The sequence below is a fragment of the Burkholderia sp. LK4 genome (assembly GCF_001043615.1).
GTDB classification, from domain to species: Bacteria; Pseudomonadota; Gammaproteobacteria; order Burkholderiales; family Burkholderiaceae; genus Burkholderia; species Burkholderia cepacia.
Window position 1 is genome coordinate 244174 of record NZ_LDUL01000009.1, and the last position, 12767, is coordinate 256940.

Annotated in this window: 12 protein-coding genes; 6 read left to right on the plus strand and 6 right to left on the minus strand. The window is 67.1% G+C overall.

What is annotated here, in order from left to right; translation table 11 throughout:
- Positions 1-79 precede the first annotated feature (79 nt).
- Both VK92_RS05270 and VK92_RS05275 read right to left on the minus strand, forming a co-directional pair.
- Positions 80-1561, minus strand: coding sequence for an amidase (locus tag VK92_RS05270; protein ID WP_048025320.1), 1482 nt, complete (start codon positions 1559-1561; stop codon positions 80-82).
- 81 nt (positions 1562-1642) lie between these two features.
- Positions 1643-2335 (minus strand): dienelactone hydrolase family protein, encoded by a 693-nt coding sequence (locus VK92_RS05275; RefSeq protein ID WP_027788631.1) that lies wholly within the window; start codon positions 2333-2335, stop codon positions 1643-1645.
- 281 nt (positions 2336-2616) lie between these two features.
- On the opposite strand from VK92_RS05275, the gene VK92_RS05280 reads away from it, so the two are divergent.
- Positions 2617-3696 carry an NAD(P)H-dependent flavin oxidoreductase gene (locus VK92_RS05280; protein ID WP_048025321.1) on the plus strand — a complete coding sequence of 360 codons (1080 nt, stop codon included), beginning with the start codon at positions 2617-2619 and terminating at the stop codon, positions 3694-3696.
- A 415-nt stretch (positions 3697-4111) separates the two neighbouring features.
- Positions 4112-5254 carry a branched-chain amino acid ABC transporter substrate-binding protein gene (locus VK92_RS05285; protein WP_027788629.1) on the plus strand — a complete coding sequence of 381 codons (1143 nt, stop codon included), beginning with the start codon at positions 4112-4114 and terminating at the stop codon, positions 5252-5254.
- Positions 5255-5348: 94 nt separating this feature from the next.
- Here VK92_RS05285 and VK92_RS05290 read toward each other — a convergent pair whose 3' ends face one another.
- Complete coding sequence (locus VK92_RS05290; protein ID WP_048025322.1) at positions 5349-6566, minus strand: MFS transporter; 1218 nt, start codon at positions 6564-6566, stop codon at positions 5349-5351.
- A 240-nt stretch (positions 6567-6806) separates the two neighbouring features.
- On the opposite strand from VK92_RS05290, the gene VK92_RS05295 reads away from it, so the two are divergent.
- The 3 genes from VK92_RS05295 to VK92_RS05305 all read left to right on the plus strand — a co-directional run bounded on the left by VK92_RS05295 (position 6807) and on the right by VK92_RS05305 (position 9526).
- A complete protein-coding gene (locus tag VK92_RS05295; protein ID WP_048025323.1) occupies positions 6807-7466 on the plus strand; it encodes a HugZ family pyridoxamine 5'-phosphate oxidase in 660 nt (219 codons plus the stop codon).
- Positions 7467-7831: 365 nt separating this feature from the next.
- Entirely contained in the window at positions 7832-8125 is a 294-nt protein-coding gene (locus tag VK92_RS05300) for an H-NS histone family protein (RefSeq protein WP_006491875.1), read from the plus strand.
- A gap of 243 nt (positions 8126-8368) precedes the next feature.
- Positions 8369-9526, plus strand: coding sequence for a cation diffusion facilitator family transporter (locus VK92_RS05305; protein ID WP_048025324.1), 1158 nt, complete (start codon positions 8369-8371; stop codon positions 9524-9526).
- Between the two features lie 45 nt (positions 9527-9571).
- Here the strand turns inward: VK92_RS05305 and VK92_RS05310 are convergent, their stop codons facing one another.
- From VK92_RS05310 to VK92_RS05320, 3 genes are all read right to left on the minus strand, one after another.
- Positions 9572-10042 (minus strand): Lrp/AsnC family transcriptional regulator, encoded by a 471-nt coding sequence (locus VK92_RS05310; RefSeq protein ID WP_006477376.1) that lies wholly within the window; start codon positions 10040-10042, stop codon positions 9572-9574.
- Positions 10043-10121: 79 nt separating this feature from the next.
- Entirely contained in the window at positions 10122-10781 is a 660-nt protein-coding gene (locus VK92_RS05315) for a glycerol-3-phosphate ABC transporter permease UgpE (protein WP_021158625.1), read from the minus strand.
- Entirely contained in the window at positions 10778-11422 is a 645-nt protein-coding gene (locus tag VK92_RS05320) for an MBL fold metallo-hydrolase (protein ID WP_021158624.1), read from the minus strand. Before VK92_RS05320 ends, VK92_RS05315 begins: the two co-directional genes overlap by 4 nt.
- A gap of 657 nt (positions 11423-12079) precedes the next feature.
- On the opposite strand from VK92_RS05320, the gene VK92_RS05325 reads away from it, so the two are divergent.
- A complete protein-coding gene (locus VK92_RS05325) occupies positions 12080-12691 on the plus strand; it encodes a septal ring lytic transglycosylase RlpA family protein (RefSeq protein ID WP_027788623.1) in 612 nt (203 codons plus the stop codon).
- The last annotated feature ends 76 nt before the right edge of the window (positions 12692-12767 follow it).

Consider the following 12767-nt stretch of genomic DNA (forward strand, 5'->3'; position numbering starts at 1 on the left):
GTGCCTGCATGTGCGAAAGCCCCGCCGGTTTCTGCCGGCGGGGCTTTTTTTCGAGGGTTGCGGAGCGGGGCCGCGTGCGTCAGCGCTGCGCCTGCATCAGCGGCGGGCGGCGGTCGAACCACGGCCGCGCCTGTTCGAGCTGCCGTGCCAGCCTGAGCAGCAGCGCGTCGTCGGTGTGGCGCGCGGCGAACTGCACGCCGATCGGCAGCCCGCGCGCGTTCCAGTAGAGCGGCACCGACATCGCCGGCTGGCCGGTCAGGTTGAACAGCTCGGTGCAGCCGGCCCACGTGAACGCCTTTTCCGACGACCTCGCGAGCATTTCCTTCAGCAGCGGCTTCACCGGCAGCGCGGCGAGCACCTTCATCTGCGCCGATTCGAACGGCGTCGGCTGCAATTCGCCGATCTTCACCGGCGGCCCCGCGAGCGACGCGCACAGGATCGCGTCGTAACGCGACACGAGGCCGGAGACCTGCACGGTGAGCTGGCGCTGCCATTCGAGCACGTCCGGCAGGCGGGTGCGCGCGAGGCGCCGGCCGACCACGGCCATCGCCCACGTCGCGGCTTCGAATTCGCCGCGCTTCGGCGTGCGGCCGGTCAGCGCGCGCGCGCCGAGCACCATCTCCTCGGCGATCGTTGCCCACAGCGTGAGGAAGGTTTCGGCCGTGCGTGCGTAGTTGACGTTCAGCGTCGCCGGCTCGACGTGGTGGCCGAGCGATTCGAGCAGCGCGGCCGCGTCGTCGAGCGCCGCGCGGGTGTCGTCGGCGAGCGCCGGCGCGAGCATCGGGTCGAGCACGAGGCCGATCCGCAGCGGGCCGGGCGGCGTGTCGAGCTCGCCGAGGAACGTGCCGGGCGCGCCGGCCGGCAAGGTCTGGCCGGTCGTCACGTCGAGCAGCAGCGCGCTGTCGCGCACACTGCGCGTGACCGCATGCTGGACGACCAGCTCGCCGTTCGACGGCCGGTCGACGAGGACCGGGTTGCGGGTCGGCTTCAGGCCGAACAGCCCGCAGCACGACGCCGGAATGCGGATCGAGCCGCCGCCGTCGGACGCATGCGCGAGCGGCACGATGCCGGCCGCGACGGCCGCGGCCGCGCCGCCGCTCGAGCCGCCGGGCGTGTGGTCGAGATTCCACGGATTGCGGCACGCGCCGAACAGTTCGGGTTCCGTGTACGGCATCTGGCCGATTTCCGACGTGTTGGTCTTGCCGAACACGTTGAGCCCGGCCGCGCGGCTTCGCGCGATCACCGGCGAATCGTCGTCCGGCACGAAATACCGGTAGTGCCGGCTGCCCATCGACAGCGGCAGCCCGGCCACCGCCGCGCCGAGATCCTTGACCAGATACGGCACGCCGGCGAACGGTGCGTCGGCGCCGCCGCCGTCCGGCGTGGCGACCGCACGCTGGCGTGCGGCTTCGTAGTCCTGCAGCACGATCGCGTTGATCGCACTGTTGACCGCTTCGGCCTGGCCGATCGCGGCGTCGAGCAGTTCGCGCGGGCTCGCCTTGCGTTCGCGTACCAGTGCGGCGAGGCCGATCGCGTCGTGCGCGAGATAGTCCGAGTGCATCGCAGTCACCCCCGTTGTGACGCGTGGCGATGTCGGCAGCATAACGCGGGCCCGCTGCGAGGGGCCCGCTGCCGGCCGTTTTTAGAGGTGCTCGGCGAGGAAGGTCAGCGTGCGGCCGTGCGCGAGCGCCGATGCGCGCTGGTTGTACGACGCGCGATCCGTGCAGTTGAAGCCGTGCTCGGCGCCCGGATAGACGTGGAACGACGCATGGCCGTGGCCGGCGAACGCGGCCTTCACCTGGTCGACGGCCGTGAGCGGGATGCCGTGGTCGTTTTCGGCGTAGTGGAACAGGATCGGCTGCGTGACCTTGCCGGCGAGGTCGAGCGCGTTCTGGATGCCGCCGCCGTAGTAGGCCACGGCCGCGTCGATCTTGCCGGTCGCGGCCGCGCGGTACGCGAGCTGGCCGCCGAAGCAGTAGCCGATCGCGGCGATCTTGCCGGCCACTTCGGGGCGCGCGCGCAACGCATCGGCGGCCGCGCCGATGTCCGCGACCGCGAGGCCCACGTCGGTCTTTTTCATCAGCTCGATGCCCTTGTCGCGGTCCGCGCCTTCATAGGTCAGCTCGACGCGCGGCTGCGTGCGCCAGAACACGTCCGGCGCGAGCGCGACGAAGCCGTCGGACGCGTACTGGTCGGCGACCGCGCGGATGTGCGAGTTCACGCCGAAGATCTCCTGGATGATGATGACGGCAGGGCCAGTGCCGCGCTTGGGCAGCGCGAGATAGCCGCCGAAGCTGTCGTTACCGGTCGGGATGTCGATCCATTGGGCAGTCACGTTCTGAACTCCTGGCGAACGGGGTGCGCGATGCGCGCCCCGGGGTGAAAGAGGCGGCCTAGTGTGCCACCGATCGTGTGACGGTGCAGGAAGCGCTCCCCGGGTGAGAGGGGCGGCCTCATGTGCCGCCGATCGTGTATCGGCGCAGGACGCGCGCCTGCTTCTCGCGCAGCGATCGTTTCGATCTCGATTATTCATTTTTCGGTGCAGCGCCGCTTCGATAGAGTCGATGTGCCAGCCTTTACAAAGCGCTTTCGCGCATCGTCATCGAAGGATTCGCCATGTCTGCCCGCCTGTTTTCCACGCCCTTTTCCGAACGCTTCGGCCTGCGCGTGCCGCTCGTGCAGGCGCCGATGGTCGGCGCGACCACGGCCGAGATGGTCGCCGCCGCATCGAACGCCGGCGCGCTCGGCAGTCTCGGCGCCGCCGCGTTCGCGCCCGAGCGCCTCGCGACCGAAGTCGAGGCCATCCGCGCGGCGACCGCCCGCCCGTTCGCGGTCAACCTGTTCGTGCTGCCGGACGCGACGCCCGACGCGGCGACCGTCGCGCGTGCGCTGGCCGCGATCGACCCGCTGAACGCGGCGCTCGGATTGCCGCCGGGCACCGCGCCCGCGCGCTACGCGCCGGATTTCCGTGCGCAACTCGATGCGCTGGTGGCGCTGCGCGTGCCCGTTGCAAGCTTCACGTTCGGCGTGCTCGACGCGGCCGACGTCGCGCGCCTGAAGGCCGCCGGCACCTACGTGATCGGCACGGCGACGCACGTGGCCGAGGGGCTCGCATGGCAGGCGGCCGGGGCCGACGCGTTGTCCGCGCAGGGCGCCGAGGCGGGCGGCCATCGCGGCACGTTCATCGGTTCCGCCGACGACGCGCTGATCGGCACGTTCGCGCTCGTGCCGCAACTGGTCGACGCGACGGGCCTGCCCGTGCTCGCCGCCGGCGGCATCATGGACGGCCGCGGGATCGCGGCCGCGCTTGCGCTCGGCGCACAGGGCGCGCAGCTCGGTACCGCGTTCCTCACCTGCATAGAAAGCGCGATCGCGGCGGACTGGAAGGCGCGCCTGCTCGCGAGCACCGATACGTCGACGCAGGTCACGCGCGCGATCACCGGCCGCCACGCGCGCGGGCTGCGCAATACGCTGATGGCGCGGCTCGGCGAACGCGTGGCCGACGTCGCGCCGTACCCGGTGCAGAACGCGCTGACGCAGCCGCTGCGCCAGGCCGCCGCGCGCGCGAACGACGGCGACTACCTGTCGCTGTGGGCCGGGCAGGGCGCGCCGCTCGCGCGGCGGCGCGGTGATGCGCTGACGACGTCGCAGCTCGTCGCCGCGCTCGATGCCGAATGGCGTGCGGCGGCTGCCTGAATCGTTCATGCCGGACGACGAAACGCGCGCTGTCACGCGCGTTTCATTCAATGATCCCGGGCACAAAATACCGAATCGAAATGCCCCGGGAATACTTTGAAGCGACCTTTCGGCGAAGCCTCGGGAATTAGCGGAAACCCTTATCCGGCGGGGCTTGCAGCGATATTCGAGTAGTCGTTCCAAAGTGCGCATATCGGTAGTGTTACCACTACCCCAAAAAAGTCCCACAAATTAATTTGATCACCTACACTTGCGCGCAAGTACGGACGGGCGGCTGCTAAAAGCGGCGGTTTTCACGTGCTTGAGGCCAAGTGCATGAACGATGCATCCGGCGAATCGTCCAGTGATTGCAAACACAGGGATGGCAGCGGGGCACCGGGCGATGGCGTTTTTTGGGACCGAACTGGAGACTTACATGAATATCAAGATGCAAAAGCTGTTGCCGATCACCGCCGCAGCGATGCTGTGCGCTGCAGCTGCAAGCAACGCGTCAGCCGATCAAGTCGTCAAGATCGGCCACGTCGCGCCGTTGACGGGCGGCATTGCACACCTGGGCAAGGACAACGAAAACGGCGCGCGTCTCGCAGTCGAGGAGATCAACGCGAAGGGTCTCACGGTCGGCGGCCAGAAAATCACGCTGCAACTCGACCCGCAGGATGACGCGGCCGACCCGCGGCAGGCCACGCAGGTTGCGCAGAAGCTCGTCGACGACAAGGTCGTCGCGGTGGTCGGCCACCTGAACTCGGGCACGTCGATCCCGGCCTCGAAGATCTACAGCGATGCGGGCATCGTGCAGATCTCGCCGTCGGCCACGAACCCGGCCTACACGCAGCAGGGCTTCAAGACCACGTACCGCGTGGTGGCCACCGATGCGCAGCAGGGCCCGGCACTCGCGAACTACGCGCACTCGAAGGGCATCAAGAGCGTGGCGGTGGTCGACGATTCGACCGCCTACGGCCAGGGTCTCGCGAACGAGTTCGAGAAGAAGGCCAAGGCGCTCGGCCTGAAGGTGATGTCGCATGACGCGACGAACGACAAGGCGGTCGACTTCCGCGCGATTCTGACCAAGATCAAGGGCGAGAATCCGGACGCGATCATGTACGGCGGCATGGACGCCACCGGCGGCCCGTTCGCGAAACAGGCGAAGCAGCTCGGCCTGCGCGCGAAGATCTTCGCGGGCGACGGCGTGTGCACGGAAAAGCTGGCCGACCTGGCCGGCGACGCGACCGACAACGTGGTGTGCTCGGAAGCCGGTGCCTCGCTCGAGAAGATGGCGGGCGGCGCGGCGTTCAAGGCGAAGTACGAGAAGCGCTTCGGCCAGCCGATCCAGATTTACGCACCGTTCACGTATGACGCCGTGTACATCATCGTCGACGCGATGAAGCGCGCGAACTCGACGGATCCGGCGAAGATCCTCGCCGCGATGCCGGCGACGAACTACTCGGGCGTGATCGGCACGACGACCTTCGACTCGAAGGGCGACCTGCAGCACGGCGTGATCTCGCTGTACAACTACAAGGGCGGCAAGAAGTCGCTGCTCGACGAAGTGAAGATGTAACGCAACAGGCGGTCAACAGAAGGGGTGAAAGCGCGCATGCGGCAACGCATGCGCGTTTTCTTTTGGGCGGTTCGACCCGGTGAGCGCCGTACCGTCAGATCTTCAGATGGGCGAGCACCTTCGGCGCGACCAGCGCGACGAGCGCCGCGCACAGCGCGACGACCGACAGGCCGATCGTCAGGTTCGCGGCCTGCGCGACCGCACCGATCACGACCGGGCCGAACAACAGCCCGAAATACGCGAGCCCCGCCACGTGCGCGAGCCCTTCGGCTGCGTGGATGCCTTTCACGCGCGCGGCGGCGGCGAACAGCACGGGCATCATGTTCGCGAGGCCGAGGCCCATCAGCGTGAAGCCGGTCAGCACCGCGACCGGGTTCGGCAGCAGCAGCGCGCCGATCATCCCCGCGCATGCGAGCGACGCGCTCGCGAATACGAGCTGCGGCGCGCCGAAGCGCGCACGCACGGCGTCGCCCGCGAAGCGCGCGATGGCCATCCCGCCCGAGAATGCCGCATACGCGGCGCTCGCGAGCGCGGGGCTCGCCGCGACGACGTCGCGCATGTAGACCGTCGCCCAGTCGTACATCGCGCCTTCGGCGACCAGTGCAATCAGCGCGATGCCGCCGAGCATCCACAACGCGGGCGAGCGCCAGCGGTTGCCGCCGCCATGTGCGTGTTCGTGGTGCGGCACGTGCGGCAACACGGCCGGGCTGGCGGCCACGAGCACCGCGGCGCTCACGGCTGCCGCGAGCGCGAGATGCACGACCGGCGCCATGCCGGCCGACAGCAGCGCGCCGCCGGCGGCCGCGCCCGCCATCCCGCCGATGCTGAACATCCCGTGCAGCGACGACATGATCGGCTTGCCGAGCGCGATCTCGACGGCGCTGGCCTCGGCGTTCATCGCGACGTCGAGCGTGGCCATCGAGAAACCGAACAGCGCGAGCACCGCGAGCAGCATCCAGTAGTCGGGCACGACGAGGATCAGCGCCGCGCACGCGGACATCACGAGCCCGCCGGCGAGGCACGCGGTGCGCGAGCCGACGCGGGTGATCCAGCGCGCGATGGTCAGCATCGCGGCGATCGAGCCGCCGGCGACCGCGAACAGCGCGATCGACAGCAGGCCGGGGCTCAGCGCGAACTTGTCGCGCACGGTCGGCACGTGCACGCCCCACGACGCGTACATCATGCCGGCGACGAAGAACAGCGCCATCGACGCCGTGCGCGCGCGCTGGCGGGCCGGCAGCGGCAGCACGCGATGCGCATCGGGCGGCGCGGCGAACGGGGACGACGATTCGGGGGAGGAGGGTTCGGACACGGAAAGGCTCGTCAAAGGAAATGCGCGGACGCACGCGGCGTCCGTCGGACCCGTCCGATTCTATCGAACCGCTTACGATCCTGCCGGGCGATGGCCGCTTGGCCGATGTCCGGGCGGTCGCGGTGCCCTCCGGGATTCGCCGCATTGGCCGTTCGACCGATGCGCGGCGTGCCGCGCCCGCGGGTAACATCGAAGCGCATGGCGTGCCCGGCGCGCCGCCCTTCGACCGCAGGAGTCCTCTTGAACATCGATCCCGCTCTCGCCCTGCATCTGCTGCACCGCTGCGCGCTCGGCACGCTCGCCACCCATGCGCGCGATCCGCAGGGCTTCCCGTATCCGACGGTCGTTCCGTTTGCACCCGATGCAAGCCATCGTCCGGTGATCCTCGTGAGCGGCCTCGCGGAGCACACGCGTAACCTGGCCGCCGATCCGCGCGCGGGCTTCCTCGTGGTCGACGCGTCCGGCGGCGACGTGCTGAACGCCGAGCGCGCGACGCTGCTCGGCCGGTTCGTGCCGCTCGGCGACGATCCGCACGTCACCGCGCGCTACCTGCGCTACGAGCCGGACGCCGCGCGTTATCTGGCGCTCGGCGATTTCACGTTCTGGGCGCTCGACGTCGAGCGGCTGCGCTATATCGGCGGTTTCGGGCGCATGGGCTGGGTCGACGGCACGCATCTCGATGCGCTGCCGCCGCTCGCCTTCGACGAGGAACAGGCGTTATGGGACGCGTACGAGGGCGGCGCGGCGCGCCGCGACGGGCTCGAATTGCTCGGCGTCGATCGTCACGGCGCCGACTGGCGACACGACGGCCGCCGCGTGCGCACGCCGTTCGATACGCCATTGGCCGACGCGGGTGCGTTGCACGAGCGGCTGATTGCGTGCGCGCGGGATGTGACGTGACGTCGCGGTGCGGGCTTGTCCGCGGTTTGTCCGTTTAGCGTGTTGCGCCGTCCGATTTTCGTAAAACTGTCGTCCGATGAAAGCTTCTATTTTTCCGAATGCAGGGTAATTGCGTATGTTGATAGACCTAATAGCCAATGGCTAATGTCCTAATCTCTGTGTAGGAACGTAAAAATTTGAGAAAAGGCCGCGACCGGTCAAAATGACACGAGTGAATTTCAATTGATCTCGGGATTTTCATGAATCTCGCTTCTATCAAATCTTTTTTGTGCTAATCTCTGCCTTCGAAAATCCGAGGCACATATATTTCATGAATGGTGAGCTGGCTGCAGACCGGCGCCATTAGTCAGATAGAAAGGGAAACTATGTCTTCTTACAAGGACCTGCTGGCCCAGCGGGAGAAGCTGGAGAAGCAAATCGAAGAAGCGAAGTCGCGTGAATACGCTGAAGTGCTGAATGACGTGAAGCAGAAAATTGCCGACTACGGCTTTTCGCTCGCCGAACTCGGTCTCAGCCGCGCGAAGGCAGGCAAGGTTGGCCGTCCGCGCGCTGGCGTCGCCGCGAAATACCGCGATCCGGAAACGGGCGCGACGTGGTCGGGCCGCGGCAAGCCGCCGCGCTGGATCGCGGGCAAGAACCGCGAACAGTTCGCGATTTAAACGTTTGTTTAAGTCGCCTGCGCTTCAAAAGAGCCGCGTGTCCGTTCAGGAGCGCGGCTTTTTTGTTTTCAGCGGCCGCCGCGCGCATGGCGTTGTCATGAAAATGTAATGATGGAGGGTGCGAATGGAAATACGACCTGTTCGCATAAGCGATTGATTTGAATAAGAAATTTGTGGGTATTGGCGGGATTCGCGGGGCACCCTTGATAGAATTGCGTACCGCACACCGATATCTCATATTTCATGTCCACGTTTTCCGGCGACGCGCAGAGCGCAGATAAGCACGCGGTTGCACGCAAGAGCACGTTCGTCAGTATTGTGCTGAATGTCGTGCTTGCGACATTTCAGATCGTCGTCGGCACGATTGCGCATTCGCAAGCATTGATTGCCGACGGGGTGCATTCGATTTCCGATTTGATCTCGGATTTCGTCGTGCTGGTTGCGAATCGGCATAGCGGCGCATCGCCGGACGCCGACCACAATTACGGGCACAGCCGCTACGAGACCGTCGCGTCGCTGTTTCTCGGCGCAATCCTGATTGCAGTCGGCGTCGGCATGCTGTGGCGGGCCGGCGACCGTCTCGTTAATCTCGAAAATATTCCGGCGGTACATTTTTCCGCGCTGGTCGTCGCGCTGACGGTGCTCGTGTCGAAAGAGGCGCTGTTTCGCTACATGCTGCGCGAAGCGCGGCGCGTGCGCTCGGCGATGCTCGTCGCGAACGCGTGGCATGCGCGTTCGGATGCCGCCTCGTCGCTCGTCGTCGCGATCGGCATCGTCGGCAGCCTGGCCGGCGTGCGGCTGCTCGATCCGATCGCGGCGGCGATCGTCGGCTTCATGGTCGCGCGCATGGGCTGGACGTTCGGCTATGACGCGTTGCAGGATCTCTCCGACCGCGCGCTCGATACGACCGACACGGCCGAGATCCGCGCGCTGCTCGCCGCGACGCCGGGCGTGCGCGACGTGCACGACCTGCGCACGCGCAAGATGGGCGATGCGGCGCTCGTCGACGCGCACATCCTCGTCGATCCGATGATCTCCGTCTCCGAAGGGCATTACATCGCGGAAACCGCACGTGCACGCGTGCTGCGCGACCCGCGCGTGCTCGACGCGCTGATCCACGTCGACCCCGAGAACGATGCGGCGCGCCGTCCGGCGCTCGCGCTGCCGCCGCGCGGCGAGATCGCGGCGCGGCTCGAGGCCGCGCTCGCGCAGCGCGGGCTGCATGTGGCGGCGATCAACCTGCATTACCTGAGCACGGGGCTCGAGATCGACGTGACGCTGGCGTGCGATCCGCACGACACCGATGCGGCGCTGGCCGGCCGGCTCGACGTCGACGCGCTGAAGCGCGAGTTCGGCGCGCGCCGGATCGGCTTCACGCGCACGATGCCTGCGCAGGCGTGACCTGCCGCCGGCGGGCCGCCCGCGCGGGCGTGTGCGTTACAGCCGTTACAGCGGCAGCTGCGTGTCGAACTTGATCTCGCGCAGCACGACGCTCGTGCGCACTTGCGACACGGCGGGGATCTTGAAGATGCGTTCGTGCAGGAACACGTCGTAGGCCTTGATGTCCGGCGCGACGATCTTGAGGATGTAATCGGCCTCGCCGGTCGTGCTGTAGCACTCGGTGACTTCCGGGCAGGTCGCGATCTCGCGCTCGAACTGCTCGACGCCGCCTTCGTTGTGGCGGGTCAGGTGCACGTGCGCGAGCGCGCAGACGTGCAGGCCGAGCTTCTCGCGATCGAGCAGCGCCGTGTAGCGCTGGATCACGCCCGACTGTTCCATGTCCTTGATGCGGCGCCAGCACGGCGTGCTCGACAGGCCGACCTGGTCGGAAATTTCCTGAACGGAACGGCGCGCGTCGAGCTGCAACAGGCGAAGGATTTTTTGCGAAAAGGAATCGAGCGTCACCTGCGCCTCCATGCGGCAGCAACAACATGCTGAATGTTAGAGGGCCGGGAAAGGAAAGGCAATCTGGCGTCGCGTTGCTGAGCGAGATTCGCTAATTTGCTCGCGGATCCGTGGGGTTTTGTCCCGCCCCCGCGTTTTCCGACCGATCGGTGTCCGACACCGCGAGGCCCGCGAGCGCGGCCTGCTGGCGGCGCAGGTCGGCGAGCATGTTGCAGAACAGCGCGCCTTGCTCGATCGCGTCGTCGAGCGCGACGTGAGTGTGCGGATGGTCGTCGAACCAGTGCTTCGGAAAACGCGGCTTGATCGCCTTGCGGTACGGCAGGCCCGTCATCGCGAACGCGAGCGTCTTGATGTCGAGCGCGGACCACGAGAACGGGCAGCGCCCGGCGAAGCGCATCATGTACCAGAACATGAACGTGAAATCGAAGCCGGCCGGCATCGCGACGAACACCGGCTTGCCGGGCAGCGCCTCGACCCAGTCGACGTACGCGACGAGCGCAGCCTCGGGCGCCTGCAGGTCGCGGCGGCACGCGGCCCATGCGTCGGGCTCGGTCTTCCACCACGCCTCCTGCACCGGGTGCGCCTGCGCGCCCGGCAGCGTCTCGAGGTTGGCCGAGAAGGTCGCGATCAGCTGCTTGTCCTCGGTATAGGCGGCCGACGCGAAGCTCAGCATCGAGTGCGGGCCGGGAATCGGGCCGTCGGCCTCGACGTCGGTGCTGACGTAGATTTCCGGGATGGCGGTCTGGTTCATCCGAATACCTTGTCGGACACGAACGGGTTCGTGCGGCGCTCGTCGCCGAACGTCGACACCGGGCCGTGGCCCGGCACGAACGTCACGTCGTCGCCGAGCGGCCACAGCTTCTCCTTGATCGAGCGGACGAGATCCTCGTGATTGCCGCGCGGGAAATCGGTGCGGCCGATCGAACCGGCGAACAGCACGTCGCCGACGATCGCGACGCGATGCGCGCGGCTGAAGAACACGACGTGGCCGGGCGTGTGGCCCGGGCAGTGATAGACCTCAAGCGTCTCGTCGCCGAACTGCACGGTGTCGCCGTCGTTCAGCCAGCGATCCGGCTCGAAGGTTTCGGCGGCCGGAAAGCCGAAGCGCTCGCTCTGCATCGGCAGCTTCTCGATCCAGAAGCGCTCTTCTTCCTGCGGCCCCTCGATCGGCACGCCGTAGTGCGTCGCGAGCGTCTTCGCGCCCGCGCAGTGATCGATGTGCCCGTGCGTGAGCAGCACCTTCTCGACCTGCACGTTCTGCCGCGCGACTTCCTGCTGGATCCGGTCGAGGTCGCCGCCCGGATCGACGACGGCGGCGCGGCCCGTCTTCTCGCAGACGAGCAGCGAGCAGTTCTGCTGGAACGGCGTGACCGGAATGAGCGTGACTTTCATGGAGGCACCGGCGGCTAAAAGGAGCGATTGTACCGGTCGCGCGTGCCGCTTGCCGGCCGCGCGACGCGCGTCGCGGTGCGCGCCTCCGGGCATTCCCGGAGCATGTCGATTGTTACAGCCATAGTGAGAATCAATGGTCCGCCGGCGGTGCTTTTCAGGACAGCGTTTTGATTTATGTATAATGCGCTCCATTGCGCGTGAATTTCACGCCATTCGCTGGTGTTTCGGCCCCGTTGAAAAGGGGTGTCGGAAGCACCGTCAAGCATCAGCCGCCGGGGAGTCCGGCGGTGTATCCAGCACCGAGCATTCGGTGCTCACGTCTTGTCCGGCCGGGTGCTGCGCGCCCGCCTGCGGCCCTGCTGCCGCGCCGCCGGATGAGGCCTGTGCCGCCGTTCCTGTGCGTTGGTCGTTTCGACGCGCGCGAACGTGAAAGCCATGTTCGATGGCGGCATGTGGGGTCTGGTCAGGCTGTTGGGGACAGGTTGCGCCAGACGTGAAAGCTAATCAGGACGGTTGCGGCATAGACGAAAGCCGCGCCCATGCTAGCCGCCTGCTCGCATCCGAGCGGGGCGTGCACGCATTTGCCGTCCGGGCCGCGTGTCCGCGCTGTGAAGCAGCGTGACGAAGGAGCGGCCCGAACCAGAAGGCGACACGTCGATGAACGTACGATTTCCGACTCGTTTCGGGACCATTGCATTATTTTTCGCGTTGACGGGCTGTGCGGTGCCACCCAGCCAGACCACCGGAAGCGCGAACCAGAAGAACGCGGTCGACAAGACGGCCGGTGCCGCGAAGGCGGACAACGACAAGCAGCAACTGAATTTCGATTCCGCACTGGCGTCGATGCCGGCTGCCGACGCCAAGGACGCGAAGAAGTCGTCGCTGGCGGACGCCGAGCCGATCGACGGCAAGGATGTGTCCGACTTCCGTCAGACGGGCCGCGCATCGTGGTACGGGCGGGATTTCCACGGCCGCCGCACCGCGAACGGCGAGCGCTTCAACATGAACGCGCTCACCGCCGCGCACCGCACGCTGCCGCTGTCGTCGTACATCAAGGTGACGAACGCGTCGTCCGGCAAGTGGGTCGTCGTGAAGGTCAACGATCGCGGGCCGTTCAAGCGCGGCCGTGTGCTCGACCTGTCGTATGCCGCTGCCAAGATGATCGGCCTCGTGCACGCCGGCACGGGCCGCGTGAAGATCGAAGGGCTGTCGCCGCAGGAAGCGCGCGAAGCACGCGACGAAATGCTCGCGTCGGTCTCGACGAAGTAACGCGGCGGATCGACCGCTCATGCAAAAGGGCTGCCCGAGGGCAGCCCTTTGTCTTTCCTGCACGGCGCGACGTCGG

Bases quoted from the DNA above. Each gene is read 5' to 3' on its own strand.
- VK92_RS05270 (WP_048025320.1), bottom strand. From the start codon at position 1,561: ATGCACTCGGACTATCTCGCGCACGACGCGATCGGCCTCGCCGCACTG.
- VK92_RS05305 (WP_048025324.1), top strand. From the start codon at position 8,369: ATGTCCACGTTTTCCGGCGACGCGCAGAGCGCAGATAAGCACGCGGTT.
- VK92_RS05285 (WP_027788629.1), top strand. From the start codon at position 4,112: ATGAATATCAAGATGCAAAAGCTGTTGCCGATCACCGCCGCAGCGATG.
- VK92_RS05320 (WP_021158624.1), bottom strand. From the start codon at position 11,422: ATGAAAGTCACGCTCATTCCGGTCACGCCGTTCCAGCAGAACTGCTCG.
- VK92_RS05325 (WP_027788623.1), top strand. From the start codon at position 12,080: ATGAACGTACGATTTCCGACTCGTTTCGGGACCATTGCATTATTTTTC.
- VK92_RS05300 (WP_006491875.1), top strand. From the start codon at position 7,832: ATGTCTTCTTACAAGGACCTGCTGGCCCAGCGGGAGAAGCTGGAGAAG.
- VK92_RS05315 (WP_021158625.1), bottom strand. From the start codon at position 10,781: ATGAACCAGACCGCCATCCCGGAAATCTACGTCAGCACCGACGTCGAG.
- VK92_RS05280 (WP_048025321.1), top strand. From the start codon at position 2,617: ATGTCTGCCCGCCTGTTTTCCACGCCCTTTTCCGAACGCTTCGGCCTG.
- VK92_RS05310 (WP_006477376.1), bottom strand. From the start codon at position 10,042: ATGGAGGCGCAGGTGACGCTCGATTCCTTTTCGCAAAAAATCCTTCGC.